This window comes from Streptomyces koelreuteriae (assembly GCF_018604545.1).
Classification (GTDB): Bacteria; Actinomycetota; Actinomycetes; order Streptomycetales; family Streptomycetaceae; genus Streptomyces; species Streptomyces koelreuteriae.
In genome coordinates this window covers 4,666,139-4,691,413 of the sequence record NZ_CP075896.1, presented here as the reverse complement: position 1 = coordinate 4,691,413, position 25,275 = coordinate 4,666,139, and the positions used below count along the sequence as shown (strand labels likewise).

Annotated in this window: 22 protein-coding genes and 1 pseudogene; 7 read left to right on the top strand and 16 right to left on the bottom strand. The window is 71.6% G+C overall.

Features of this window, described 5'->3' with window-relative positions:
• Nucleotides 1-1,101 carry a citrate synthase 2 gene (locus KJK29_RS21260; RefSeq protein WP_215120737.1) on the bottom strand — a complete coding sequence of 367 codons (1,101 nt, stop codon included), beginning with the start codon at nucleotides 1,099-1,101 and terminating at the stop codon, nucleotides 1-3.
• Nucleotides 1,102-1,385: 284 nt separating this feature from the next.
• On the opposite strand from KJK29_RS21260, the gene pdxH reads away from it, so the two are divergent.
• Complete coding sequence (gene pdxH / locus KJK29_RS21255; protein WP_215120736.1) at nucleotides 1,386-2,054, top strand: pyridoxamine 5'-phosphate oxidase; 669 nt, start codon at nucleotides 1,386-1,388, stop codon at nucleotides 2,052-2,054.
• A 10-nt stretch (nucleotides 2,055-2,064) separates the two neighbouring features.
• Here the strand turns inward: pdxH and KJK29_RS21250 are convergent, their stop codons facing one another.
• The 11 genes from KJK29_RS21250 to KJK29_RS21200 all read right to left on the bottom strand — a co-directional run bounded on the left by KJK29_RS21250 (nucleotide 2,065) and on the right by KJK29_RS21200 (nucleotide 14,314).
• Nucleotides 2,065-2,622: a hypothetical protein gene (locus tag KJK29_RS21250; protein WP_215120735.1), complete on the bottom strand. Its 558-nt coding sequence runs from the start codon at nucleotides 2,620-2,622 to the stop codon at nucleotides 2,065-2,067.
• A gap of 34 nt (nucleotides 2,623-2,656) precedes the next feature.
• A complete protein-coding gene (locus tag KJK29_RS21245; RefSeq protein ID WP_215120734.1) occupies nucleotides 2,657-3,268 on the bottom strand; it encodes a TetR/AcrR family transcriptional regulator in 612 nt (203 codons plus the stop codon).
• Nucleotides 3,256-3,990 carry an enoyl-CoA hydratase family protein gene (locus tag KJK29_RS21240; protein WP_215120733.1) on the bottom strand — a complete coding sequence of 245 codons (735 nt, stop codon included), beginning with the start codon at nucleotides 3,988-3,990 and terminating at the stop codon, nucleotides 3,256-3,258. Before KJK29_RS21240 ends, KJK29_RS21245 begins: the two co-directional genes overlap by 13 nt.
• A complete protein-coding gene (locus KJK29_RS21235) occupies nucleotides 3,987-5,555 on the bottom strand; it encodes a 4-coumarate--CoA ligase family protein (protein WP_215120732.1) in 1,569 nt (522 codons plus the stop codon). Before KJK29_RS21235 ends, KJK29_RS21240 begins: the two co-directional genes overlap by 4 nt.
• A gap of 33 nt (nucleotides 5,556-5,588) precedes the next feature.
• Nucleotides 5,589-6,716 (bottom strand): acyl-CoA dehydrogenase family protein, encoded by a 1,128-nt coding sequence (locus KJK29_RS21230; protein ID WP_215120731.1) that lies wholly within the window; start codon nucleotides 6,714-6,716, stop codon nucleotides 5,589-5,591.
• 56 nt (nucleotides 6,717-6,772) lie between these two features.
• A complete protein-coding gene (locus KJK29_RS21225; protein ID WP_215120730.1) occupies nucleotides 6,773-8,662 on the bottom strand; it encodes an acetyl/propionyl/methylcrotonyl-CoA carboxylase subunit alpha in 1,890 nt (629 codons plus the stop codon).
• Nucleotides 8,663-8,673: 11 nt separating this feature from the next.
• Nucleotides 8,674-10,272, bottom strand: a complete 1,599-nt coding sequence (locus KJK29_RS21220; RefSeq protein WP_215120729.1) for an acyl-CoA carboxylase subunit beta — start codon at nucleotides 10,270-10,272, stop codon at nucleotides 8,674-8,676.
• On the bottom strand, nucleotides 10,269-11,936 hold the full coding sequence (locus tag KJK29_RS21215) for an acyclic terpene utilization AtuA family protein (RefSeq protein ID WP_215120728.1): 1,668 nt from the start codon (nucleotides 11,934-11,936) through the stop codon (nucleotides 10,269-10,271). Before KJK29_RS21215 ends, KJK29_RS21220 begins: the two co-directional genes overlap by 4 nt.
• Nucleotides 11,933-12,751: a TIGR03084 family metal-binding protein gene (locus tag KJK29_RS21210; protein WP_215120727.1), complete on the bottom strand. Its 819-nt coding sequence runs from the start codon at nucleotides 12,749-12,751 to the stop codon at nucleotides 11,933-11,935. The genes KJK29_RS21215 and KJK29_RS21210 overlap by 4 nt, the downstream gene beginning before the upstream one ends.
• Nucleotides 12,752-12,937: 186 nt before the next feature.
• On the bottom strand, nucleotides 12,938-13,792 hold the full coding sequence (locus KJK29_RS21205; RefSeq protein WP_215120726.1) for a helix-turn-helix domain-containing protein: 855 nt from the start codon (nucleotides 13,790-13,792) through the stop codon (nucleotides 12,938-12,940).
• A 6-nt stretch (nucleotides 13,793-13,798) separates the two neighbouring features.
• Nucleotides 13,799-14,314 (bottom strand): DUF6879 family protein, encoded by a 516-nt coding sequence (locus KJK29_RS21200; RefSeq protein ID WP_215120725.1) that lies wholly within the window; start codon nucleotides 14,312-14,314, stop codon nucleotides 13,799-13,801.
• Between the two features lie 576 nt (nucleotides 14,315-14,890).
• Here KJK29_RS21200 and KJK29_RS21195 point away from each other — a divergent pair.
• On the top strand, nucleotides 14,891-15,034 hold the full coding sequence (locus tag KJK29_RS21195) for a hypothetical protein (RefSeq protein WP_215120724.1): 144 nt from the start codon (nucleotides 14,891-14,893) through the stop codon (nucleotides 15,032-15,034).
• Nucleotides 15,031-15,588 (top strand): hypothetical protein, encoded by a 558-nt coding sequence (locus tag KJK29_RS21190; RefSeq protein ID WP_215120723.1) that lies wholly within the window; start codon nucleotides 15,031-15,033, stop codon nucleotides 15,586-15,588. The genes KJK29_RS21195 and KJK29_RS21190 overlap by 4 nt, the downstream gene beginning before the upstream one ends.
• Before the next feature lie 320 nt (nucleotides 15,589-15,908).
• On the opposite strand, the gene KJK29_RS21185 is transcribed toward KJK29_RS21190, so the two are convergent.
• A complete protein-coding gene (locus tag KJK29_RS21185; protein ID WP_215120722.1) occupies nucleotides 15,909-16,367 on the bottom strand; it encodes a pyridoxamine 5'-phosphate oxidase family protein in 459 nt (152 codons plus the stop codon).
• Between the two features lie 99 nt (nucleotides 16,368-16,466).
• Here KJK29_RS21185 and KJK29_RS21180 point away from each other — a divergent pair, with 99 nt between their 5' ends.
• The 3 genes and pseudogenes from KJK29_RS21180 to KJK29_RS21170 all read left to right on the top strand — a co-directional run bounded on the left by KJK29_RS21180 (nucleotide 16,467) and on the right by KJK29_RS21170 (nucleotide 18,543).
• A complete protein-coding gene (locus KJK29_RS21180) occupies nucleotides 16,467-17,117 on the top strand; it encodes a formylglycine-generating enzyme family protein (protein WP_215124382.1) in 651 nt (216 codons plus the stop codon).
• Between the two features lie 15 nt (nucleotides 17,118-17,132).
• A pseudogene (locus tag KJK29_RS21175) lies at nucleotides 17,133-17,690 on the top strand (GNAT family N-acetyltransferase); the annotation flags it as partial.
• A gap of 16 nt (nucleotides 17,691-17,706) precedes the next feature.
• Nucleotides 17,707-18,543 carry a phosphotransferase enzyme family protein gene (locus KJK29_RS21170; RefSeq protein WP_215120721.1) on the top strand — a complete coding sequence of 279 codons (837 nt, stop codon included), beginning with the start codon at nucleotides 17,707-17,709 and terminating at the stop codon, nucleotides 18,541-18,543.
• A 158-nt stretch (nucleotides 18,544-18,701) separates the two neighbouring features.
• On the opposite strand, the gene KJK29_RS21165 is transcribed toward KJK29_RS21170, so the two are convergent.
• The 3 genes from KJK29_RS21165 to KJK29_RS21155 form a co-directional block, all read right to left on the bottom strand.
• Nucleotides 18,702-19,691 carry an EamA family transporter gene (locus KJK29_RS21165; RefSeq protein ID WP_215120720.1) on the bottom strand — a complete coding sequence of 330 codons (990 nt, stop codon included), beginning with the start codon at nucleotides 19,689-19,691 and terminating at the stop codon, nucleotides 18,702-18,704.
• Nucleotides 19,692-19,853: 162 nt separating this feature from the next.
• The gene (locus tag KJK29_RS21160) at nucleotides 19,854-20,990 is read right to left on the bottom strand and encodes a lipid II:glycine glycyltransferase FemX (RefSeq protein ID WP_215120719.1); all 1,137 of its coding nucleotides are present in this window, start codon (nucleotides 20,988-20,990) and stop codon (nucleotides 19,854-19,856) included.
• 100 nt (nucleotides 20,991-21,090) lie between these two features.
• On the bottom strand, nucleotides 21,091-24,009 hold the full coding sequence (locus KJK29_RS21155; protein WP_215120718.1) for an FAD-binding and (Fe-S)-binding domain-containing protein: 2,919 nt from the start codon (nucleotides 24,007-24,009) through the stop codon (nucleotides 21,091-21,093).
• Between the two features lie 86 nt (nucleotides 24,010-24,095).
• Between KJK29_RS21155 and serC the strand changes: the two genes are divergently transcribed.
• The gene (serC, locus tag KJK29_RS21150) at nucleotides 24,096-25,214 is read left to right on the top strand and encodes a phosphoserine transaminase (RefSeq protein ID WP_215120717.1); all 1,119 of its coding nucleotides are present in this window, start codon (nucleotides 24,096-24,098) and stop codon (nucleotides 25,212-25,214) included.
• Nucleotides 25,215-25,275: the final 61 nt, after the last annotated feature.

Sequence of the window (25,275 nt, the reverse complement as noted above, 5' to 3'; positions counted from 1 at the left end):
TCAGTGGGCGATGTCGCCGTAGCCCTCGATGTCGCGGGGGTCGCGGGTGCCCGGGCCGACGTAGCGGGCCGAGGGGCGGACCAGGCGGCCGGTGCGCTTCTGCTCGAGGATGTGGGCGGACCAGCCGGCCGTGCGGGCGCAGGTGAACATGGACGTGAACATGTGCGCCGGGACCTCGGCGAAGTCCAGGACGATGGCCGCCCAGAACTCGACGTTCGTCGCGAGGACGCGGTCGGGGCGGCGGGCGTGGAGTTCCGCGAGGGCCGCCTTCTCCAGGGCCTCGGCGACCTCGAAGCGGGGGGCGCCGAGTTCGCGGGCGGTGCGGCGCAGGACCCGGGCCCGGGGGTCCTCGGCGCGGTAGACGCGGTGGCCGAAGCCCATGAGGCGCTCGCCCTTGTCGAGGGCCTGTTTCACATAGGCCTCGGCGTCGCCCGTGCGTTCGATCTCCTCGATCATGCCGAGGACGCGGGAGGGGGCGCCGCCGTGCAGCGGGCCGGACATGGCTCCCACGGCGCCGGAGAGGGCCGCCGCCACGTCCGCGCCCGTCGAGGCGATCACGCGGGCCGTGAACGTGGACGCGTTCATGCCATGCTCGGCCGCGCTCGTCCAGTACGCGTCCACCGCCGCCACATGCTTGGGGTCCGGCTCGCCGCGCCAGCGGATCATGAAGCGCTCGACGACGGACTGCGCCTTGTCGATCTCACGCTGCGGGACCATGGGCAGGCCCTGGCCGCGGGCCGACTGGGCGACGTAGGAGAGGGCCATGACGGCGGCGCGGGCGAGGTCGGCGCGGGCCTGCTCCTCGTCGATGTCGAGGAGCGGCTTGAGGCCCCAGACCGGGGCCAGCATGGCCAGGGCCGACTGGACGTCGACGCGGATGTCACCGGAGTGGACCGGGATGGGGAACGGCTCGGCGGGCGGCAGGCCGGGGTTGAAGGCGCCGTCGACGAGCAGGCCCCAGACGTTGCCGAAGGAGACATGCCCGACGAGGTCCTCGATGTCGACGCCCCGGTACCGGAGTGCGCCGCCCTCCTTATCGGGTTCGGCGATCTCCGTCTCGAACGCGACTACTCCCTCGAGCCCGGGTACGAAGTCGGACATCAGGCGGCTCCTCGTGATGTAAGTGACAGATGGTGTCTGGTGGGGTGAGACGGGTGAACCATGTGTCAGTCAGCTTGCGAAGCGGGCGGCCGTCCGGAGGATCCACGGTCGTCGCGGCGACTCGCGGCCCTGGCCGGTCTCCCCTGTGATGCCCCGTGCGGCTGGCGGTCACCCAACCGGATCGGCATCAGAACGATATCCCCGAGTGCCACCTTTGGGGAGGGGTCACGGCACTCAGTGCCACGCAGTGACGAAGGACACCGTCCATACGGCAAGATGACCGGGTGACCGACCGCGACGCCGTCCCCTTCGATCTGGCCTCGATGCGCAAGCAGTACCGGGCCGAGGGGCTCTCCGAGACCGAGCTGGCCGCGACCCCCGTCGAGCAGTTCGCGCGGTGGTTCAAGCAGGCCGCGACGGACGGCGGGCTGTTCGAGCCGAACGCCATGGTCGTCTCGACGGCCGACGCCGAGGGGCGGATCAGCGCCCGTACGGTTCTGCTGAAGCACTTCGACGAGCAGGGTTTCGTCTTCTACACGAACTACGACTCCCGCAAGGCCCGCGACCTGGCGGAGAACCCGTACGTCTCGCTGCTCTTCCCCTGGCATCCGATGGCCCGGCAGGTCCTCGTCACCGGTGTCGCGCGGCGCACCGGCCGGGACGAGACGGCGGCGTACTTCCGGACCCGGCCGCACGGCTCCCAGCTCGGCGCGTGGGCCAGCGCGCAGTCCTCCGTGATCTCCACCCGCGCCGGCCTCGACGACGCGTACGCCGAGCTGGCCGCCCGCTATCCGGAGGGCGAGCAGGTGCCCGTGCCCCCGCACTGGGGCGGCTTCCGGGTGGCCCCGCAGGCGGTGGAGTTCTGGCAGGGGCGGGAGAACCGGTTGCATGACCGGTTGCGGTATGTGGAGCAGGTTGACGGGAGCTGGCGGGTGGAGCGGCTGAGTCCCTGACGGGCCGGCCTCAGATATCTCCCCAGACGTACGCCGTACGGTGGCCGTCCAGCTGCCCGGCGAGACGGGTGCGGAAGTCCTCGGTGAGGTCGGGCCAGTTCCAGAACTCGAAGCCGAGGTGGCCGAAGGCCAGGGGGGCCTCGTCCCAGGACCAGTCCGGGACGGCGACGGGCGTGGTGCAGGCGGGGCAGTCGACGGACGCGGTGCCGGTGTCGTGCCAGGTCTGCATGGCGGTGAAGAAGCGTGGCCGGGTCTCGTCGTCCAGCGGCGTGGCCGAGGCGCAGTGCGGGCAGACGGCCGCGCCCGGCATGTCGGCGCCGCTGGTGAAGCCCGTACGGCGGGTGTGGACGGCGAGTCCGTCCCAGGGTTCGAAGTCCCAGTCGTCGGTCACGGCCCGTTCCCAGTGGGGGCCGGGGAGATGTCCGAGGGGCTGTCCGAGCACGCAGTCGGTGCGCTCGGCGAGGACGACGCCCTCCGCCGCGAGCCAGTCCAGTACCCGGCGGGCGAGCGGTTCGGCGTCGGTCGCGGTCGCGTCGAGGTCGACGATCGTCTGGAAGCGGTCACCCATGCCGGAACCGTAGCCCCCGCCACCGACAGCCCCCTCAGCCCAGCGTCTCCTCCAGCAGCCCCGCCCACTGCTCCACCACCCGTTCCCGGCGGGTCGTGTCGTCGGTGAGGAGGTTGGCGAGGCCGAGGCCTCGGGCCATGTCGAGGAGGCCCTGGACCGTTTCGCGGACGCCGGGGAGGGATTCGTCGGCGGCGAGGAGGTCGACCGCTATGCGGTGGGTCTCGCGGCCGACGCGGGATTCGAGTTCGGTGACGCGGGGGCGGAGCTGGTCCTCGTTGGAGGCGGCGACCCAGAGGTGGAGGGCGGCACGGAAGAGGGGGCCGGTGTAGAGGTCGACCAGGGCGGCGACGACCGCGTGGCGGTCTCCGGACGCGCCGTCGGGGAAGAGGGCGCGCAGGGCCGTGGAGCGTTCCTCGGCGACGTACTCGACGGCCGCCGTGAAGAGGTCCTCGCGGGTCGGGAAGTGGTGCTGTGCGGCGCCGCGGGAGACGCCGGCGCGTTCGGCGACGACCGAGACGGTGGAGCCGGCCCAGCCGTGTTCGGCGAGGCAGGCCACGGCGGCTTCCAGGAGCCGTTGCCGGGTGGCCCGGCTGCGGTCCTGCTTGGGGACCCTGTCCGCACGTTCGGCCGTGCTCACACCACCCATGCCGCATCCCGTCGTTCGAGGAAGGCCGTCATCCCCTCGCGGGCCTGCGCGGAGGAGAACAGCCGGGCCGAGAGCGCGGTCAGGTCGGCCGCGTCCCGGTCGAAGGCTTCCAGCACCCTAGCCGTGAGCAGCCGTTTCGTCTCGGCCAGGGCGTCGGGGGCCGATTTGCGCAGGCCGTCCAGGATGGGGGCCAGGGCCCCGTCGACATCGTCGGCGTGTGTGGTGAGCAGGCCCGTGCGCTGTGCCTCCGCCGCGTCGAAGCGTTCGCCGGTGAGGTAGTGGCGGGCCAGGGCGCGCGGGTCGGTGCGCGGGAGCAGGGGCAGGGAGATGACCGCGGGGGCGACGCCGATCCGGACCTCCGTGAAGGCGAAGGTGGCCTCGGTGGAGGCGGCGGCGATGTCGCAGGCGGCGAGGAGGCCGAGGCCGCCCGCGCGGACGTGGCCGGTGACGCGGGCGAGGACCGGCTTGGGCAGTTCGATGATCTGCCGGAGCAGACCGACCAGGGCGTCGGGGGGCGGTGGGTCCTTGAGGTCGGCGCCGGCGCTGAAGGTGTTGCCGGTGTGGGTGAGGACGATCGCGCGGACGCCGGTGTCCTTGCCGGCGTCGGTGAGGGCGTCGGCGAGTTCGGCGACCAGGGCCGCCGACAGGGCGTTGCGGTTGTGCGGTGAGTCGAGGGTGAGGGTCTCGACGGCACGCGCGCGGGTGCGCGTCACGAGGCTCATGTGCTCTCCCTGAGCTGTCGGCGGAGGATCTTGCCGGAGGCCGCGCGGGGGATGCCGACGATGAAGGTGACGTGCCGGATCCGTTTGTAGGGGGCGACGCGTTCGGCGACGAACATCATGATCTCGGCCTCCGAGAGGCCGGTGGCGGACGGCTGGCGGACCACGTACGCGTGCGGGACCTCGTTGCCGTCGTCGTCGTATCTGCCGATGACGGCGGCGTCGGCGATGCCCGGGTGGGTGAGGAGGAGGGCCTCCAGTTCGGCGGGGGCCACCTGGAAGCCCTTGTACTTGATGAGTTCCTTGACGCGGTCGACGACGAAGAGCCAGCCGTCGTCGTCGACATGGCCGACGTCCCCGGTGTGCAGCCAGCCGTCGGGGTCGATCATCGCGGCGGTGGCGTCGGGGCGGCCGAGGTAGCCCTTCATGACCTGGGGGCCGCGGATGAGGATCTCGCCGGACTCGCCGGCGGGAAGGTCCTTGCCGGGGTCGTCCAGGGAGACGACGCGCATCTCGGTGCCGGCGATGAGCTTGCCGACGGTTCCGGGCGGGGCGTCGCGCATCGCGTCCAGGGGGACGACATGGGTGCCGGGCGACAGTTCCGTCATGCCGTAGGCCTGGCCGACGGGCGGCAGGCCGAGCCGTTCGGAGCAGGCGGCGGCGAGGCGGGCGTCCAGGGGTGCGGCGGCGCTGAGGATGTACTTCAGGGACGACAGGTCGTACTGCGCGACGGCCGGGTGCTTGGCGAGGGCCAGGACGATCGGCGGGGCCACATAGAGGGCGGTGATGCGGTGGTTCTGGATGGCCGCGAGGAACTGTTCCAGGTCGAAGCGGGGCAGGACGACGACGGTGGCGCCCTTCCTGAGGGGCGCGTTCATCAGGGCCGTGAGCCCGTAGATGTGGAAGAACGGCAGGACGGCGAGGACGCGGTCGCCGGGGCCCGCGGGAATCGCCCCTTCGAGCTGGGCGAGGTTGGTGGCGATCTGCCGGTGGGTGAGCAGCACGCCCTTGGGGGTGCCGGTGGTTCCGGAGGAGTACGGGAGGGCCGCCACGTCCTCGGCGGGGTCGATGTCGATCACCGGCTCGGGGGCGGTGGAGGCCAGCATGTCGATCAGGGAGCGGTGGCCGGTGGCGCTGTCGCACACGAAGATCTCGCGTACGCCGCCCGCGAGTTCGGCGGCCCGGCGCGCGACGTCCAGCAGCGGTGAGACGGTGACGATCCAGCGGGCCGCCGAGTCCGTCAGCTGCTTGGCGAACTCCTGGGCGGTGGCGAGCGGGTGCACGGTGGTGACGGTGGCTCCCGCGCGCGTGGCGGCGTAGAAGGCGGTCGGGAAGGCGATGGTGTTGGGGCTGTGCAGGGCGAGGACGTCGCCCTTGCGCACCCCGGCCTCGGCGAGCCCGGCGGCGACGCGCCGGTGGAAGCGGTCCAGCTGCTCGTAGGACAGGGTCGTGCCGTCGGTGCCGTCGATCAGTGCCGGGATGCCGCCGAACTCCGCGGCCCGGGCCAGGACCGCGTCGTGGATGGGGAGGTCGACGGGCGGGACGTCTGCGTACTCGCTGCGGAACATGGTTCCTCCTCGCGCGGGCCGTCTCCGGCCGTCTCAGTACGACTTGGGCAGGCCCAGGGTCTGGTGGGAGACGTAGTTCAGAATCATCTCCCGGCTCACCGGTGCGATACGAGCCACGCGCGCGGCCGTTATCAGCTGCGCCAGGCCGTACTCACGGGTGAGGCCGTTGCCGCCGAGGGTGTGCACGGCCTGGTCCACGGCCCTCACACAGGCCTCCCCGGCCGCGTACTTCGCCATGTTGGCGGCCTCCCCGGCACCCATGTCGTCGCCCGCGTCGTACAGGTGGGCGGCCTTCTCCATCATCAGGCGGGCGAGTTCCAGCTCGATGTGCGCCTGGGCGAGGGGGTGCGCGATGGCCTGGTGGGCGCCGATGGGGGTTTTCCAGACCTGGCGGTCGCGGGCGTACTCGATGGCCCGCGCGAGCGCGTAGCGGCCCATGCCGATCGCGAAGGCGGCCGTCATGATGCGCTCGGGGTTGAGGCCGGCGAAGAGCTGCAGCAGGCCCGCGTCCTCGTCGCCGACGAGGGCGTCGGCGGGCAGCCGTACGTCGTCGAGGGTGAGCTCGAACTGCTTCTCGGTGGCGTTGAGTTCCATGTCGATCGCGCGGCGGCCGAACCCGGGGGTGTCGCGCGGGACGATGAACAGGCAGGGCTTGAGGCTGCCGGTGCGGGCGTCCTCGGTACGGCCGACGATGAGGGTCGCGTCCGCGATGTCCACGCCGGAGACGAAGACCTTGCGGCCGGTGAGGATCCAGTCGCCGGTGTCCTGGTCGCGGCGGGCGGTGGTGGTGATGCGGTGGCTGTTGGAGCCGGCGTCGGGTTCGGTGATGCCGAAGGCCATGAGGCGGGAGCCGTCGGCCAGGGCCGGGAGCCAGGTTTGCTTCTGGGCGTCTGTGCCGAAGCGGGCGATGACTGTGCCGCAGATCGCCGGGGAGACGATCATCATGAGGAGGGGGCAGCCTGTTGCGCCGAGTTCTTCGAGGACGAGGGAGAGTTCTGTGATGCCGCCGCCTCCGCCGCCGTGCTCCTCCGGGAGGTTGACGCCCAGGTAGCCCAGTTTGCCTGCTTCCGACCAGAGTTGGGTGGGGTCGGATCCTCGGCCGTGGCGTTTGCCCAGGGCTGAGACGGCTTCTCGCAGTGCCTTGTGGTCTTCCGTGTCCATGAGGAGTCCTTTCGCGTGCGGGCCGTATGTGGCTTGTCGCGCAGTTCCCCGCGCCCCTAAGAAGAGACCTCCTTCACCACTGCCAGGAGCGCGCCCGGCTCTACCTGTTGGCCTGGTACCGCACACAACTCACTCAGCGTTCCCGTCACGGGCGCTGTGATCTTGTGCTGCATCTTCATCGCTTCGAGCCAGAGGATCGGTTCACCGGCCTTGACGGGGGTTCCTGGGGTGAGGCCGTCGGCCACTCGGACGACCGTGCCGGGCATGGGGGCCAGGAGGGAGCCGGGGGCGTGCTGGGCGGTCGGGTCGGGGAAGCGGGGCAGGGCGGTGAGGGTGGTGGTGTTGACGTAGAGCTGGTCGCCGTAGCGGGACACCTCGAACCGTCGTCGTACGCCGTCCACTTCGAGGATGACGAGACCGGCGTCCGCGTGTACGACGGTCACGCCGTCCGCCTCCAGGCCCGTGCGGGTGTGGCGGTAGTGGGCCTCGTGCTCCTCGCCCGCCATCGCATAGCGCTTGATCTGCGGCTGTGAGGGGACGTTGCGCCAGCCGCCGAAGCGGGAGGGCGCGCGGGAGCCGGTGTGGGCGTCGGCCAAGGCGGCTGCCAGGGGGGCGTGCGGGTCGGTGGTGGGGGTGGTCAGGTCGGGCAGGTGGCGGTCGTAGAAGCCGGTGTCCATACGGGCCGCCGTGAACTCCTCGTGCCGCAGGGAGCTGACGAGGAGGTCGCGGTTGGTGACGGGGCCGTGGATCACGGCCCGTTCAAGGGCGGAGGCGAGTGTGCGGAGGGCCTCCGCTCGCGTGGGAGCGTGGGCGACGACCTTGGCGAGCATGGGGTCGTAGTGGACGCCGATGGTGTCGCCGTCGGTGTAGCCGGTGTCCAGGCGGACGCCCTCCGGTACGGACAGGCGGTGCAGGCGGCCGGTCTGCGGGGCCCAGTCGCGGGACGGGTCCTCGGCGTACAGGCGGGCCTCGACGGCGTGGCCACGCGCGCGTGGCGGGTCGTTGTCGAAGGGATGGCCTTCGAGAGGGCGGCCTTCGAGTGGGTGGCCTTCGGCGATCCGGAGCTGTGCGGCGATCAGGTCCAGGCCGAACACGGCCTCCGTCACGGGGTGTTCTACCTGGAGGCGGGTGTTCATCTCCAGGAAGTGCGCCCTGCCGTCGGCGACGAGGAACTCGACCGTGCCCGCGCCCACGTAGTCGACGGCCCGGGCGGCCCGTGCGGCGAGGGTGCTCAGCTCCTGGCGGAGTTCGTCGGGGAGCCCGGGTGCGGGGGCCTCCTCGATCACCTTCTGGTGGCGGCGCTGGAGGGAGCAGTCGCGGGTGCCGAGCGGCAGGACCGTGCCGTGGGTGTCGGCGAGGATCTGGACCTCGACATGGCGGCCGTTCTCGACGTACGGCTCTACGAAGACCTCGCCGTCGCCGAAGGCGCTCGCGGCCTCGGCGCGTGCGGCGGCCAGTTCGGCGTCCAGGTCCGCGAGCCGTCGTACGACGCGCATGCCGCGTCCGCCGCCGCCCGCCGCCGCCTTCACGAGGACGGGCAGGTCGGCTTCGGTGACGTGGGTGAGGGGCTGGATGCCCATGAGCTGCTTGGCGCGGGTCTTGGACGCCATCGCCTCGATGGCCTCGGGGGGCGGGCCGATCCAGAGCAGGCCCGCGTCCTGGACGGCCCGGGCGAAGTCGGCGTTCTCGGAGAGGAAGCCGTATCCGGGGTGCACGGCGTCCGCGCCGGCCGCGACGGCGGCCTTCACGATGAGGTCGCCGCGCAGATAGGTGTCGGCGGGCGCCTCCCCCGGAAGTCGTACGCTCGCGTCGGCCACGCGTGCGTGGAGGGCGCCCTCGTCCGCGTCCGAGTGGACGGCGATGGTGCGGATGCCCAGTTCGCGGCAGGTGCGGAAGACGCGGCAGGCGATCTCGCCCCGGTTGGCGACCAGCAGAGAAGTGATCACGGAAAGGTCCCTCACATCCGGAAGACGCCGAAGCCACCGCGCGCACCCTCGTACGCCGCCGTGTGGATGGCCGACAGGCACAGGCCGAGGACGGTGCGGGTGTCGCGCGGGTCGATGACACCGTCGTCGTACAGCCGCCCGGACAGGAACATCGGCAGCGACTCGGACTCGATCTGCTGCTCCACCATGGCGCGCAGGGCGGCGTCCGCCTCGTCGTCGTAGGGCTGTCCCTTGGCGGCGGCGGACTGGCGGGCGACGATCGACAGCACGCCCGCGAGCTGCTGGGGGCCCATGACGGCCGACTTGGCGCTGGGCCAGGCGAAGAGGAAGCGGGGGTCGTAGGCCCGTCCGCACATGCCGTAGTGGCCGGCGCCGTACGAAGCGCCGAGCAGGACGGAGAGGTGGGGGACGCGGCTGTTGCTGACGGCGTTGATCATCATCGCGCCGTGTTTGATGATGCCGCCCTGCTCGTACTCCTTGCCGACCATGTAGCCGGTGGTGTTGTGCAGGAAGAGCAGCGGGATGTCGCGCTGGTTGGCGAGCTGGATGAACTGGGCGGCCTTCTGGGACTCCTCGCTGAAGAGGACCCCTTGGGCGTTGGCGAGGATGCCGACCGGATAGCCGTGCAGGGTGGCCCAGCCGGTGGTCAGGCTCGTGCCGTAGAGCGGCTTGAACTCGTCGAAATCGGAGGCGTCGACCATGCGGGCGATGACCTCGCGCGGGTCGAAGGGGCTCTTCAGATCGCCGGGGACGATGCCGAGGAGTTCGTCGGCGGCGTACTTGGGCGGCTCGGCCGGGCCGGGATCGTCGTACGCCTTGCGGTGGTTGAGGCGGGCGACCACGCGCCGGGCCTGGCGGAGCGCGTCGGGCTCGTCGACGGCGAAGTAGTCGGCCAGGCCCGACACGCGCGCGTGCATCTCGGCGCCGCCCAGGGACTCGTCGTCGCTCTCCTCGCCCGTGGCCATCTTCACCAGCGGCGGGCCGCCGAGGAACACCTTCGCCCGCTCCTTGACCATGATCACGTGGTCGGACATGCCGGGGATGTAGGCGCCACCGGCGGTGGAGTTGCCGAAGACGACGGCGACGGTCGGGATCCCGGCCGCCGACAGCCGTGTCAGGTCCCGGAAGATGGCGCCCCCGGGGATGAAGATCTCCTTCTGGGACGGCAGATCGGCGCCGCCGGACTCCACCAGGCTGATGCAGGGCAGCCGGTTGGCGAGGGCGATGTCGTTCGCGCGCAGGGCCTTCTTCAGCGACCACGGGTTGCTCGCTCCCCCGCGCACGGTCGGGTCGTTGGCGGTGATCAGGCACTCCACGCCCTCGACCACACCGATGCCGGTGACGAGGGAGGCGCCGACCGCGTAGTCACTGCCCCAGGCCGCCAGCGGGGACAGCTCCAGGAACGGGGTGTCCGGATCGAGGAGCAGCTCGATGCGCTCGCGGGCGAGGAGCTTGCCGCGTTTGCGGTGCCGCGCCACGTACTTCTCGCCGCCGCCCGCGAGGGCCTTGGCGTGCTCGGCGTCGAGTGCGGTGAGCTTGGCGAGCATCGCCTCGCGGTTGTCCCGGTGCTCGGGGCTGTTCGGGTCGAGCGCGGAGGTCAGGACGGTCACAGGAGGGCCTCCGGTATGTCCAGGTGGCGGGAGCGCAGCCATTCGCCGAGGGCCTTGGCCTGCGGGTCGAAACGGTGCTGAGCGGCGACGCCCGCGCCGAGGATGCCCTCGACGACGAAGTTGAGGGCGCGGAGCTGGGGCAGCAGGTGCCGGGTGACGTGCAGTTCGCGGCTCTCGGGGATCAGCTGCTGGAATCGTTCGGCCGTCAGCTCGTGTGCGAGCCAGCGCCAGGCGTCGTCCGTGCGGGCCCACACCCCGACGTTGGCGTTGCCGCCCTTGTCACCGCTGCGGGCGCCCGCGACTAGGCCGAGGGGGGCGTGGCGGGTGGGGCCGGTCGGCAGGGGCGCCGGGAGCGGGGGGTCGGGCAGCCGGTCGAGTACGAGGGTGTCGTGGGGCGGTGGCACGGGAATCCGGCGTCCGTCATGGAGGACCGCCACATGGTCGACGGCCCCATGGGGGACGTACACATCCTCGAAGACCCCATAGGGCGAGCCCTTCCCCGGTGGGGCCAGCACATGGAAGCCGGGGTAACTGGCGAGCGCCAGCTCCACGGCCGCCCCGCTCAGCGCCCGCCCGACGGTGTCCTGGTCCGGGTCCCGTACGACGAGCCGCAGCAGCGCGCTCGCCGTCTCTTCGCTCGGAGCGTCGGGCCGGTCGGTGCGGACCAGCTCCCAGCGCACGTCGGCGGCCTTGCCGAGGGCGGGTTCCAACTGCTCCCGCACAAGGGCCGCCTTGGCCTCGATGTCGAGGCCGGTGAGCACGAAGACGACCTCGTTGCGGAAGCCGCCGAGCTTGTTGAGGCCGACCTTGAGGGTGGGCGGGGGCGCCTCTCCGCGCACGCCGTCGATCCGCACCCGGTCGGGGCCGTCCTGGCCGAGCCGTACGGTGTCCAGCCGGGTGGTGACGTCGGGCCCCGCGTACCGGGCACCGGCCGTCTCGTACAGCAACTGGGCGGTGACGGTGCCGACATCGACGAAGCCGCCGGTGCCGGGGTGCTTGGTGATGACGCAGCTGCCGTCCTCGTGGAGTTCGGCGAGCGGGAAGCCGGGCCGGCGGACGTCGCCGTCCCGGAAGAAGGCGTAGTTGCCGCCGGTGGCCTGCGCCCCGCACTCCAGGACATGCCCGGCGACGACGGCGCCCGCGAGCCGGTCGTAGTCCGTCTCCCTCCACCCGAAGTGGGCGGCGGCGGGCCCGGTGACGAGGGCCGCGTCCGTCACCCGCCCCGTGACGACGAGGTCCGCGCCCTCCCGCAGACACGCCGCGATGCCGAACCCGCCGAGGTAGGCGTGGGCGGCGAGACTGCCGGGGTGGTGGGAGGTGAGGTCGTCACCTCCCACATGGGCGACGCGTACGGGGATGCCGAGCCGGTCGGCCAAGTGCCGTACGGCGTCGGCGAGTCCGGCCGGGTTGAGCCCACCGGCGTTGGTGACGATCTTCACGCCCCGCTCGTGGGCGATCCCCAGGCAGTCCTCCAACTGCCGCAGGAACGTGCGGGCGTACCCGGCGGCCGGGTCCTTCAGCCGGTCGCGGCCGAGGATCAGCATCGTCAGCTCGGCGAGGTAGTCGCCGGTGAGGACGTCGAGTTCGCCGCCGGTGAGCATCTCGCGAAGGGCGTCGAAGCGGTCGCCGTAGAAGCCGGAGGCGTTGCCGATGCGCAGGGTCACGGGGTGGCCTCCTGTGAAGGCCCCTGGGCTGCCCCCTTCGGTGTACGGCCGCTGCCCGGTGGTCCTGCGAAGGCCTGGGCGAGGTCCAGCCAGCGGTCGGCGTCGGGGCCGTCGGCGTGCAGGGCGAGGTCGGCGCGGTGGGCGCGCTGGGTGACCAGGAGGCAGAAGTCGAGGGCGGGGCCGGTGACGCGTTGCGGGGCGTCCTCGGGGCCGTACGCCCACACGTCGCCGGAGGGTGCGTGGAGTTCGACGCGGAACGGTTCGGCGGGTGGGGTCAGCCCGTGCACGCCGTAGGCGAAGTCCCGGGTCCTCACCCCGAGCCAGGCCACATGTCGCAGCCGGTCGGTGGGTGGGCGCACCACACCCAGGGCGTCGGCCACGTCCTGTCCATGGGCCCAGGTCTCCATAAGGCGGGCCGTCGCCATGGATGCCGCCGACATGGGTGGGCCGTACCAGGGGAAGCGCGCCTTCGGCGGGGCGGCCCGCAGCGCCTTCTCCAGTGCCGTACGGCCCTCACGCCAGCGCGCGAGCAGTTCGGCGGGCGGGAGCCCCGCGCCCTCCTCGGCGCCCTCGTCGACGAAGGAGCCCGGGGCCGCGAGGGCCTTCTCGACCAGGGCGCGGAAGCCGTCGGCGTCCGTGACGGCGAGCAGGGCCGAGCGGTCGGTCCAGGCGAGGTGGGCGATCTGGTGGGCGACGGTCCAGCCGGGGGCGGGGGTCGCGAGCGCCCAGCGCGGCTCGCTCGCCCCGGCCACGAGGTGGTCGAGTTCCTCGCTCTCCTCGCGCAGGTCGTCGATCACGGACGTCGGATCGGACACGGGCGCTCCCTGGGGCACGGCGGTGTGCGGGGTGGTGCGGGGTGGTGCGACGTGCTGAGGAGCATGGCAGCGGGGTCAGAAACAATCAAGCATGCTTGCATGAAAATGTGAGGTGGCTGCCCGGACGGCTACAGCCTCCAGGCGCCGAGACGGGACCCCGATGGGCATCTTCCTGCTCTTACGAAGTCAGCGCAGGGCCTCGATCGCACGCAGGATCAGCGTGCGGGCCTCCGCTCCGTAGACGGCGAGTTCGGTGAGCCGCGCGAACCCTCGAAGGTAGATGTCCAGCTCTCCCGGTTCCGTAACGGTCACCTTCGCGGCCAGCAGCTCCACATGGATACGCACATCGTCGAAGACCGTGAACTGCTCCAGCGGCCACATGACCTGTTCCCGGGAAACCGTGGCCGGGATGATCCCCAACGACATCGAAGGGAGCGCCATGGTGGCGAGGAGGCTGCCCAGTTGGCCGGCCATGACCTCCGTGTCGCCGACGCGGTGGTGAAGGACGTGCTCCTCGATGAGCGTCGCGAATCGGTGGTCTCCTTCATGAACGACGCGCGACCTGCGCAGGCGGGCCTCGACGGCCTCGCTCACATCGTCCGGGGTGCCGCGAAAGCCCGCGATGGTGCCCATGAGAGCAGTTGCGTAGCCGGGTGTCTGGAGGTAGCCGGGGATCACATGGGAGGCGTACACACGGAACAGGCGGGTGCTTTCGTAACGCGGTGTGGAGGCCTCCTGCAACTGCTTCATGCCGGTCCGCTGAAGTCGCTTCCACTGGACGTACATGGAGTCGGCCTGGCGGTTGGCAGCGATCAGGTCCGGTGCCTGGTCGCCGGCGCCGCAGGCAGTGCACCAGGCGCGGACGTCCGCGTCCGACGGAGCGGTGACGGCGTTCTCGATGCGCGAGGACTTGGCGACGGACCAACCGCAGCGGTTGGCGAGTTCCTTGCCGGTGATGCCCGCGTCCAGGCGCAGCTCCCGCAGACGAGCGGCGAGAGCCGCGCGTGCTTCCTGCACGCTGGACGTGGGGAAAGTGGACATGGCTGGTTACTTGATCTCGTACTCGTCGTGCGGAACGGCCCGCTCCCAGACTCTCTCAAACGCAGCGGCGTGCTGTTCCACCACGGCTGGGTCGCCGCATAGTTCCTTGCCGCTCCAGTGCCCGTCACCGGTGAAGTGGTGGACGCGCACGAGTTCACCGTCGAAGATCCAGAAGTCGCTGCCTGGCAGCAACAGGTCCCACGCGCTGCGTCGTGGCAGCCAGCGCACCAGCTCTCCCGCCTCGATATTGGCGGCGGTTTGGTAGTGCTCCCAGCGGATGTAGTCGGTGACCGGCTCGGACACGACGCGGGCTCGGCGCACGGTTACGCCCCGGGCGACACTGTCGGCGATGTCCTGATGGAAGGGCCGCCACCAAGAGGCCCGGTTCTCCCATTCGACGCGGTCGCCGCGCTGCCAGGCCTCGAAGCGCGGGTTGCTGAAGTAGGCATCGCGCATCTCCAGGTGGACAGCGGATTTCTCGGCGCCGGCGAGGAGTTCACCGAAGTCCGGGATCGAGCTCATCGCACGCCTTCCTGATGATCGGGACCATTCGGGCCGGGATCCTGATGACCGTCTCGCCAGGCGGGATGGGTGCCCTGGCCGGAGACAGCCTGTCGCAGGTCACGGTCGTCTCCTGGTCTGCCTCGTAGCTCTGGATCAGCAGGTCTGACGTATCCGTGTCCACCCAGACTGTCGGGCACCCGTCCTCGTCCGTGTCAGGGTCGATTCCGACGAAGTGAATGTTCATGGCGGTCGGCCTTCCGCGCTGGTCGATTGCAGCGATTTACACCACAGTCATACGCACTGCTCACACGGTCAAGAGCGCCTGCCCGCTGTCACCCACAATGCTCAACTGCCGTGTAATTCAATGCAACTTCGTAGCGACCAGGAGCCGCCGCTTCCTAACGTCAGGAGTCACGACAGAACCCCGGCGAGACACCGAACTCCCGGGGCGTGGCCCCCGCTGCGAGGAGCGTCGACACCGTGACCGTTACAGCCCTGTCCACCGCGGCCGAAGTTCCGCCGGACCTCTCGGTTGTGCGCAGCACCGCACAACGGGTTCTGGGCCGGGCTCCGGCCCGGACCACGTGCCGAGCGATGAACAAGGAAGGCGCGAACGCCAATCTCCCCTGCGAGACGCACGACCAGCTGCACGACCAGCTGCACGACACGTACCGGCAGGCCCGTACGTCCACGGCCGGTCTCGGCCGCCGACGCCGCACGGCAAAGGCCTCCGCATGATCAGTGCCGTGACCGCGCCCGGGACGCACAGCCCGGACAACAGGCCGGCCGTGGAACGGTGGCTGCTGTCCGCGCACTCGGAGCCCGAGCAGGCCCGCGGGGAATGGGGCGAGAACGGGGTGGTGCTGCTGCCTCTCGGGGCCCGGTTCTCCGCTGTCCGGATCCCGCGTGAGCTGGTGATGAGTGCGGCCCGGCTGGAGGAATCGAAGGACTACCTCGTCGACGTCATGCTCGACGAGTTCCTCGGCGAGACGCTCAATGAGGGACCCGTCATCTTCGACCAGCACAGACAGCGGTACTACGTGCTCGTACCTGGCAGCACGCCCATCCGATGGCACAAGGCGGCCGCGTCCTGGCGCACTCTCGGCGTGGACTGCCTGGGCCTCGACACCTACCTGGGTGTCCCCCGCCTCAACGCCAACCGCGGATACCCGGAGCATTGGTCCTCCTACTGGGCGGTCCCGATGCGGTCGCCCGGTGCGCTGTGCAACGTCATCGACGTAGCCCGGCTGATCGCCGCGGGCAAGCGGAATCTGGCAGAGGTAGCGGAGTGAGCAGCACCGGCCACGAGGCGACTTCGGGCCCTGCCCGGAGAACGGAAGGAGAGGTGCCGGTGTACTGCGCGCGGTGCGACAAACCGATCCAAGGCGAGCACGACACCATCGACAACCCCGGTGCTTCCGGGTCCGGCGCCACGATCCCCGTGTGCAAGGGCTGGTGCCCGAGCGCGCCCCAGCGAGATGCCCCCTCCAGACCCCGCTCCTCGCGCGTGCGCCGACCGCGCCGTTAGCGGACCACCGCGGGGCCGCCCTCCGTCGAGGGGCGCCGCTCACCCGACGAGGTCGGAAAGGGGCGTTGCCGAGCACCCGTGGGACTATCCGTCGATGTCGAGCGCCGTCCCGTACAGTCGGTCCACCCTCAACCGGACGACCACCCGGCGCTCGGCGACCAACTCCTCCAGGAACGCGCCCTCGTCCTCCGGCCTCGCGCCCTGCGGGATCATCCCGAGCAGCTCCCGCCCGACCGCGTCCCCGGGAACCGTGGTGACCTCCGAGACCTCGGCCTCCCCCTCCGCGACGGCGAACGACCACACGTCACCGCCCTGCACATGCAGCGCCGCACGCGGGTCGCGTCTCAGGTGCTTGACCTTGACGCGGTCAGCCGTGGTCGAGAACCGCACGATCCGGGCCTCGCGGTCCCAGCTGTAGACCATGGTCGTCAGGTGGGGCCGGCCATCGCGCTTGACACTGGCGAGCGTGCCGAACTGCTGCTTGCCGAGGAGGTCGGAGAGGGCTTCGTCGGAGAGGGGGCGGGGGCCCGGGCGTTGAGTCATGGACGGAGCAACTTCGGTATCTGCTTGGATATTTCGTCACGGGCGCCCATAGGCTCACTCCGCATGGGAGTTGGCGCAGGCACTGGCGTGGAGAGCGAGATGATTGCCGTCCCGGCCGGGGTGGTGACCTTGTCAGACCGGCGGACTCAGCGGAGTTGGACGGCCGAGGTCGGGGCATTTCGAATGTCGGCGTTTCCCGTCACCCAGGAGTTGTACGCCCAGGTCACCGGGGAGTGGCCGAGTGCTGCGCGTGGGGAGCGGCTGCCGGTCGAGGGGGTGTCGTGGTGGGACGCGGTTCGGTTCTGCAATGGGCTGTCCCGTAGGGACGGGCTGACGCCCGTGTATCGGCTGCGCGGCGAGGACGAAGGTGTCGAGTGGGACGCCGTCGGCGATGGGTACCGGCTGCCGACCGAGGCGGAGTGGGAGTACGCCTGCCGGGCCGGGAGTGCGGGTCCGCGTTATGGCCGGCTCGATGAGGTCGCCTGGTATCGGGGGAACTCGGATGAGCAGGTCCATGCGGTGGGCGGCAAGCAGGCCAACGCGTGGGGGCTGTACGACATGCTGGGCAATGTCTGGGACTGGTGCTGGGATCTCTACGACGCCGAGGTCTACGGGACGTACCGGGTGCTGCGGGGCGGTGGCTGGTCCGACGAGCACTGGAGTTGCCGGGCGTCGGTGCGGCGTCGTAGTCATCCGACGTTCCGGATCGACGATGTGGGGTTCCGCGTCGCGCGGTCGGGGTGTCGGTGAGAGGCGGGCGGTTGGATGACCGCCGTGAGTGAGTGGGGACCCGGGTGTGCCTGGCCGCCTGACCCGATCAGGACCGAACGGCTTGTGCTGCGCGAGTCCGAGGGCCGGGATCGTGTGGTGTTCGTCGAGTTGTTCGCTTCGCCGGACGTGGGCGCCTACGTCGGTGGGCATCGGTCGCGTGAGGAACTCGAGCGTGCGGTGCCTGAGGTGCCCGGGCGGCGGCCTGGATTCTTCGTGGTCGAGCTCGACGGAGTGATGGTCGGCATGGTCACGCTCGATCGGCGTGACGTGGGGCGTCCGGGGCATGTCCGGCCGAAGGGCGGGGAGGCCGAGCTCGGTTTCCTGTTCCTGCCGGAGGCGTGGGGATGCGGGTACGCCGTCGAGGCGTGCGGGGCGGTGCTCAGCTGGTTCGGCGACTGGCTTCCCGGTGAGCCGGTGGTGCTGTGCACCCGGACCGCCAACGGGCGTGCGATGCGCCTCGCGGAGAAGCTGGGGTTCGCCGAGGTGGAGCGGTTCGAGGAGTACGGCGCCGAGCAGTGGTTGGGTGTGTGGTCCTCGGTCACGCCCGGAGGAGAGGGATCAGGCGACGATGCAGGTGTCAGAGGTACAGCGTGCGAGGGCCGCGGCCCTGTCGATCGCCTCGTCACTCGGCCTGAGAGCCGACGACGCGATCGTTCTGCATGACTCGAACAAGCTCACCCTGCGCTTGCTGCCCTGTGACGTCCTGGCCCGGGTGGCGCCGGTGGCGGATCAGGTCGCGTGGTTCGAAGTCGAGGTGGCTCAGCGGCTCAACGAGGTCGGGTGCCCGGTGGCCGCTCTCGAGCCGCGGGTGGAGCCACGCGTTCATGAGCGGGACGGCTTCGTCATCACGCTGTGGACCTACTACGCACCCGTGACGCCGAGTGAGGTCTCACCGGCCGACTACGCCCACGCGCTCGCGCGGCTGCATGCCGGGATGCGCGAGATCGACGTCCCGACGCAGCACTTCACGGACCGGGTCGAGCAGGCCCGGCGGCTCGTGGCGGACCGCGAGCGTACTCCCGAGCTCGCCGACGCCGATCGGGAGCTGCTCGGCGACACGTTGCGGGAGCTGAGGCGAGTGATCGGGGAGCGGGGTGGGGTCGAGCAGTTGCTGCACGGCGAGCCGCACCCGGGGAATCTGCTCAGCACGGGGAACGGGTTGCTGTTCATCGACCTGGAGACCTGCTGCCGTGGGCCCGTCGAATGGGACCTCGCGCATGCGCCCGAGGATGTCGGCGAGCACTATCCGGGTGTCGATCGGGAGTTGCTGCGCCTGTGCCGGATCCTCGTGCTGGCGGTGATCACGGCGTGGCGCTGGGATCGAGACGATCAGCTCCCGAACGGGCGCCGGCTGGGTACGGAGTGGCTCGGCCAGATGCGGGCGGCACTCGATCGCGAGCCCTAGCCGCGGCCGCAGCCCAGCCCGGCTCAGCCCGGCCCGGCTCAGCCCGGCCCTCCAGCCCACAGCCTCAGAACCCAGCCCCTAGCCCGCAGCCCTCCGAGCCGAGCCCTAGCCCGCAGCCCTCCGAACCGAGCCCCTAGCCCCCAGCCCTAGCCCTAGCCCTAGCCCTCCAACCCCGTACTCTCCAGCGCCGCCGTCCTCTTCCGCCCCCGCCCCACCTGCGTCCGCACTGCCCCCATACTCGCCGCAACGACCAGGGCAATCGCCGCGGCCTCCATAGCCGTGAGGGCCTGGTCGAGGATGAGGAAGCCGGCCGTCGCGGCGATGGCGGGCTCCAGGCTCATCAGGATCGCGAAGGTGGAGGCGGGCAGGCGGCGCAGGGCGAGGAGTTCGAGGGTGTAGGGCAGGACCGAGGAGAGCAGGGCCACCGCCGCGCCCAGCCCCAGCGTCACCGGGTCGAGCAGCTTCGTCCCCGACTCGGCGATGCCCAGCGGCAGGAACAGCACCGCACCGACCGCCATCGCCAGGGCCAGCCCGTCCGCCTGCGGGAAGCGGCGGCCCGTACGGGCGCTGAAGACGATGTACGCCGCCCACATGGCGCCCGCGCCCAGGGCGAAGGCCGCTCCCACGGGGTCGAGGCCGCTGAAGCCTCCGCCGCCGAGGAGGAAGACACCGGCGAGGGCGAGCGCCGCCCACACCAGGTTGATCGCGCGGCGGGAGGCGAGGACCGAGAGGGCGAGCGGGCCGAGGACCTCCAGCGTGACGGCGGGGCCCAGCGGGATGCGGGCGACGGCCTGGTAGAAGAGGCCGTTCATCGCGGCCATGGTGATGCCGAAGACGACGACCGTGCCCCAGTCGGTGCGCGAGTGGCCGCGCAGCCGCGGACGGCAGACCAGCAGCAGGACGACCGCCGCCACGAGCAGGCGCAGCGCCACCACCCCGAGGGCACCCGCCCTCGGCATCAGGGTCACCGCCAGCGCACCGCCGAACTGCACGGAGATGCCGCCCGCGAGCACCAGGCCCACGGGACCGAGGGACCCGAGACGGCCGAGGCCGCCGGGGCCGCCCGGGCCGCCGGCCGGGGAAGGCGTGGCGGCCGTCGCGGCGGACTGGGGTGTGGTGGCGCTGGCAGGAGTGGCGGGCGTGGTCACGGGCGGTCCTGTGCTGGTCGGCTCCGGGTGCGGGCTGTGGGTGCACCCCCATGTACTCCACGTACATCCCGATGCACTACTCAGTCCACAGTAATGGACTCAGACAGGTGCGTGAAGTCCTTTTGCCACTGTCTCGGGCTCTGAGACGTCAGCGCCGGGACGTCAGCGCCGGGAGAGGTAGAGGCCGAACGCCTTGTACAGCAGCCGGTTGAGGGGGTACTCCCATTCGCCCAGGTACTCCACGGCCTCGCCGCCGGTGCCCACCTTGAAGCGGAGCAGGCCCAGCAGATCGCTGGACTCCTCCAAGGTGTCGGTGATGCCGCGCAGGTCGTAGACCGCGGCGCCGAGTGCGTGCGCGTCGGTCATCATGCGCCACTGCACGGCGCTGCTCGGCTGGACCTCGCGGCGGCGGCCGGTGGAGGCGCCGTAGGAGTACCAGACGTGGTCGCCGACGGTCAGCATGGTCGCGGCGGCGAGCACCTCGCCGTCGTGGTAGGCGAGGTAGAGCCGCATACGGTCGGGGTGCTCGGCGGTGAGCGCCCTCCACATGCCCTGGAAGTAGGACAGCGGGCGCGGGATGAACCGGTCCCGCTCGGCGGTCTCGCCGTACAGCTCGTGGAAGGCCGGCAGATCCTCGATGTCGCCGCGTACGACCTTCACGCCGGCCTGCTCGGCCTTCTTGATGTTGCGCCGCCACTGCTGGTTCAGACCGCCCTGGATGTCGTCCAGTGACCGGCCGGCGAAGGGCACCTGGAAGACGTAGCGGGGCTGCCCCGCCGCGAAGCCGTTCTCGCCGCCGGTCTCGGTCTGCCGCCAGCCCATGCGGCGCAGATCGCCCGCGATCCGGCCGGCCCTCGGGTCGTACGACGTCGCCCGCACGTCCCGCAGCCGCCCGGCGGCCGGGTCCGCGATGCCCGCCTTGACCGCCTCGGCGCTCCAGCGGCGCACCGCGACCGGCGGGCCCATCCGCACCGCGAAGGCGCCCCGGCGTCTCAGGTGCGCGAGCATCGGCTCCAGCAGCCGTTCGAGGCCGGGCTCGTGCCAGTCGAGGAGCGGGCCCTCGGGCAGATACGCGAGGTATCTCCGCAGCCCGGGCAGCTGCGGGCCGGGCAGCGGGCGCAGCAGGACGAGCCCGGCGCCGACGAGCCGCCCGACCGCGTCGAACCAACCCAGGCTCTCCGCCCGCCAGTCGGGCTTCACCTCGCCCCAGGAGGGGACCTGGGTGTGGCTGGCGGAGGGGCGGGCCGCGACGAACGCTAGGTGCTCGTCACGGGTGATCGGCTTGACGCGGATACTCAACGCGGGCTCCTTCGAGTGGCTGACCCCGCGAGCCTAGGAGCGCCCCCGGCCCTCCCCCGGCTCAGACACTCGGGTCCCAGCGTCGCGTGGTCCGTTCGCCTCAAGCACGTCCGCGTTCGTCCGTGGGGGCGGCTCCCCCTCCTTCCTGATCCCCCGCACCCTCCAGCCCCGCCGCCAGCACCTCCGCCAGATGGCTCCCCCGCACCCCCGCGAGCTGCTCCAGCTGTGTGCGGCAGGAGAAGCCGTCGGCCAGGACCACCGTGCCGTCCGGGGCGTTACGTACCGACGGCAGGAGCTGTTCCTCCGCGCAGGACGTGGACACCTCGTAGTGGCCCTGCTCGAAGCCGAAGTTGCCGGCGAGGCCGCAGCAGCCGCCGCTCAGTTCGCCGGAGAGCCCGGCGGCCGCGCGCAGCCGGCGGTCGGCGGTGTCGCCCAGTACCGCGTGCTGATGGCAGTGGGTCTGCCCGGCCACCGGGCGGTCCAGGCGCGGCGGTGTCCAGTCGGGGGCGTGGCGCTCCAGCGTCTCCGCGAAGGTGAGGACCTTCGCGGCGAGGCGGGCCGCGCGCGGGTCGTCGTGCAGCAGCTCGGGGACGTCGGTGCGCAGGGCGGCGGCGCAGCTGGGCTCCAGGACGACGACCGGGGCGTCGGTCTCCAGCACCGGTTCCATCAGGTCGAGGGTGCGGCGCATGACCGCCCGGGCGCGGTCCAGCTGGCCCGTCGACACATACGTCAGCCCGCAGCAGACCCGGCCCCGGCCGCGCAGCACCGACAGCGGATCCATCGCGACCGTCCGCCCGTCGCCCACCGGCGATTCCACCAGCCGCAGCGTCGGCGGCAGCCCCACTCGCAGCCCGGCCGCCTCCAGCACCCGCACGGCGGCCTGTCCGACGGAGGGCGAGAGGTGCTCGGTGAAGGTGTCGGGCCACAGGATGACCAGATCGCCGGAACCCACCGCCGCCTCACCCCGCCGCCGCTCCCACCACCGGGTGAACGTCCGCCTCGCCACCCGCGGAATCTCCCGTTCGGGCGCGATCCCGCCCAGCCGCTTCGCCGCCCACGCCAAGGGCCGGATCCGGGCGAGGGCGTTGACCAGGGCCGCCGTGCGCGTACGGGACACCGCCCGGAGCCACACCGGGAGCCGTCCCATCGAGTAGTGCGCGGCGGGGCGGAGCCGACCGGCGTAGTGGTGGTGGAGGAACTCCGCCTTGTACGTGGCCATGTCGACCTCGACCGGGCAGTCCGAGCGGCAGCCCTTGCAGGACAGGCACAGGTCGAGGGCGTCCCGCACCTCGGTCGAGCGCCAGCCGTCCGTCACGACCTCACCCGCGAGCATCTCGTGCAGCAGCCGGGCCCGCCCGCGCGTGGAGTGCTCCTCCTCGCCGGTCGCCCGGAAGGACGGGCACATCACGGAGGAGCCGGACACCGACGTCGTACGGCATTTGGCGACGCCCACGCAGCGTCGTACCGCCGCCGAGAAGTCACCGCCGTCGGAGGGGTAGCCGAAGGCGACGTCGACCGGTTCGCGGGGCAGGACGGAGAAGCGGAGGTCGGCGTCGAGGGGGGCCGGGCGGACGAGCATCCCCGGGTTGAGCAGGTCGTCCGGGTCCCACACCCCCTTCGCCCGCTCGAACAGGCCGACCATCTCCTGGCCGTACATCCTCGGCAGCAGCTCCGCCCGCGCCTGCCCGTCGCCGTGCTCCCCGGACAGCGAGCCGCCGTGTGCCACCACCAGCTCCGCGAGGTCCTCCGAGAAGCGGCGGAAGCGGGCAACCCCGGGCTCGGTCAGCAGGTCGAAGTCGATCCGGACGTGGATGCAGCCGTCCCCGAAGTGCCCGTACGGCGTGCCGCGCAGCCCGTGCGCGGTGAGCAGGCCCCGGAAGTCCCGCAGATACGCCCCGAGCCGGGCGGGCGGCACCGCGCAGTCCTCCCAGCCCGGCCAGGCCTCCGTGCCGTCCGGCATCCGGGTCGCCGTACCGCTCGCGTCCTCCCGGATCCGCCACAGCGCCCGCTGCCCCGCCGGGTCGGTGACCACCAGGGCGTCCACGACGTCGGCCGCCCGCACGATCGTCTCCGCACGCGCGCGTGCCTCGCCCGCCGACTCCCCGCCGGTCTCCACGAAGAGCCAGGCCGTTCCCTTGGGCAGGGCGGTCGCGGACGGCACCAGGTCCGCCGACATGCCCTCCACCGTCAGCGGCCCGAACGGCAGCAGCCCGGCCGCCGCCTCCGCGGCCGCGCTCTCGTCGGCGTAGCCCAGCACGGCCAGCGCCCGCGCGCGGGGCGCCTCCACCAGTCGTACGACCGCCTCCGTCAGCACCCCGAGCGTGCCCTCGGAGCCGCAGAAGGAACGGGCCACATCGGCGCCGTGCTCGGGCAGCAGGGCGTCCAGCGCGTATCCGGAGATACGGCGGGGCAGCTCCGGGAAGCCCGTGCGCAACCGGGACAGCTCGCCGTCCACCAGGGCCCGCAGCCCGTCCGGGGCCCCGGACCAGTCCTGCCCGAGCCGCAGCCGCCGTCCGCGCGCGGTGACCACGTCCAGCTCGCGCACGCTGTCCGCGGTGGTCCCCCACGCCACCGAGTGGGAGCCGCAGGAGTTGTTGCCGATCATGCCGCCGAGCGTGCAGCGGCTGTGCGTGGAGGGGTCCGGGCCGAACCGCAGCCCGTGCGGGGCGGCGGCCTCCTGGAGCCGGTCGAGCACCAGCCCCGGCTGTACGACGGCGGTACGGGTCACCGGGTCGAGTGACAGGAGCCGGTTCATGTGCCGGGTGAAGTCGAGGACGACTCCGGTGCCGGTGGCCTGCCCGGCGATGGACGTGCCCCCGCCCCGGGCGACCACGGGCACGCCGTGCTCCCGGCACACGGCCAGGACGGCGGCCACGTCGTCGGCGTCCACGGGGGCGACGACCCCGCGGGGGACCCGCCGGTAGTTGGACGCGTCCATCGTGACGAGCGCGCGGTCCGTCACGCCGAACCCCACGTCACCGCGGACCACGCCGCGAAGCTCCGCCTCAAGTTCCGACATGGGTCCATCCCATACCCACCGCCACCCCGTCTCACCCGACGGACGACGTTTCGCCCAGGTTTCCGGAAACGGCTACGCTCCCCTGCGTGGCTGAGATCCAGATTCCCGCTGACATCAAGCCCGCCGACGGACGTTTCGGCGCGGGCCCCTCCAAGGTGCGGACGGAAGCGCTGGACGCGCTGGCCGCGACCGGCACCTCCCTCCTCGGCACCTCCCACCGCCAGGCCCCGGTCAAGAACCTGGTCGGCCGGGTGCGCGAGGGCATCCGTGAGCTGTTCCAGCTCCCCGACGGCTACGAGGTGGTCCTCGGCAACGGCGGCTCCACCGCGTTCTGGGACATCGCGACGCACGGCCTGATCGAGAACAAGTCGCAGCACCTCACCTTCGGCGAGTTCTCCTCCAAGTTCGCCAAGGCCGCGAAGCTCGCCCCCTGGCTCGCCGACCCGGACGTCATCTCCAGCGACCCGGGCACGCACCCCGAGCCGGTCGCCGAGGCGGGCGTGGACGTCTACGCCTTCACCCACAACGAGACCTCGACCGGTGTCGCCGCCCCCATCAAGCGGGTGCAGGGTGCCGACGAGGGTTCCCTCGTCCTGGTCGACGCCACCTCCGGCGCCGGCGGCCTGCCCGTCGACATCGCCGAGACGGACGTCTACTACTTCGCCCCGCAGAAGTCCTTCGCCTCCGACGGCGGCCTGTGGATCGGCGTCTTCTCCCCGGCGGCGATCGAGCGCGCGGAGCGCATCCACGCCTCCGGCCGCCACATCCCGGAGTTCTTCTCGCTGCCCACGGCGATCGACAACTCCCGCAAGAACCAGACGTACAACACCCCGGCCCTCGCCACGCTGTTCCTCCTCAACGACCAGCTGGAGTGGATCAACGGCCAGGGCGGCCTGGACTGGTCGGTGCGCCGCACGGCCACGTCCGCGCGGACGCTGTACGGCTGGGCCGAGGACGTCAAGTACGCGAACCCGTTCGTCACCGACCCGGCCAAGCGCTCCCAGGTCATCGGCACGATCGACTTCACCGACGACGTCGACGCCGCCGCCGTCGCCAAGGTCCTGCGCGCCAACGGCATCGTCGACACCGAGCCGTACCGCAAGCTCGGCCGCAACCAGCTGCGTGTCGCGATGTTCCCGGCGATCGACCCGGCGGACGTCGAGGCGCTCACGAAGTGCGTCGACTACGTGATCGAGAAGCTTTGATCTTTTCTCGTACGTGACCTCTCCCGTACGTAACTGAGGGCGCCCCGCACACGCGGAGCGC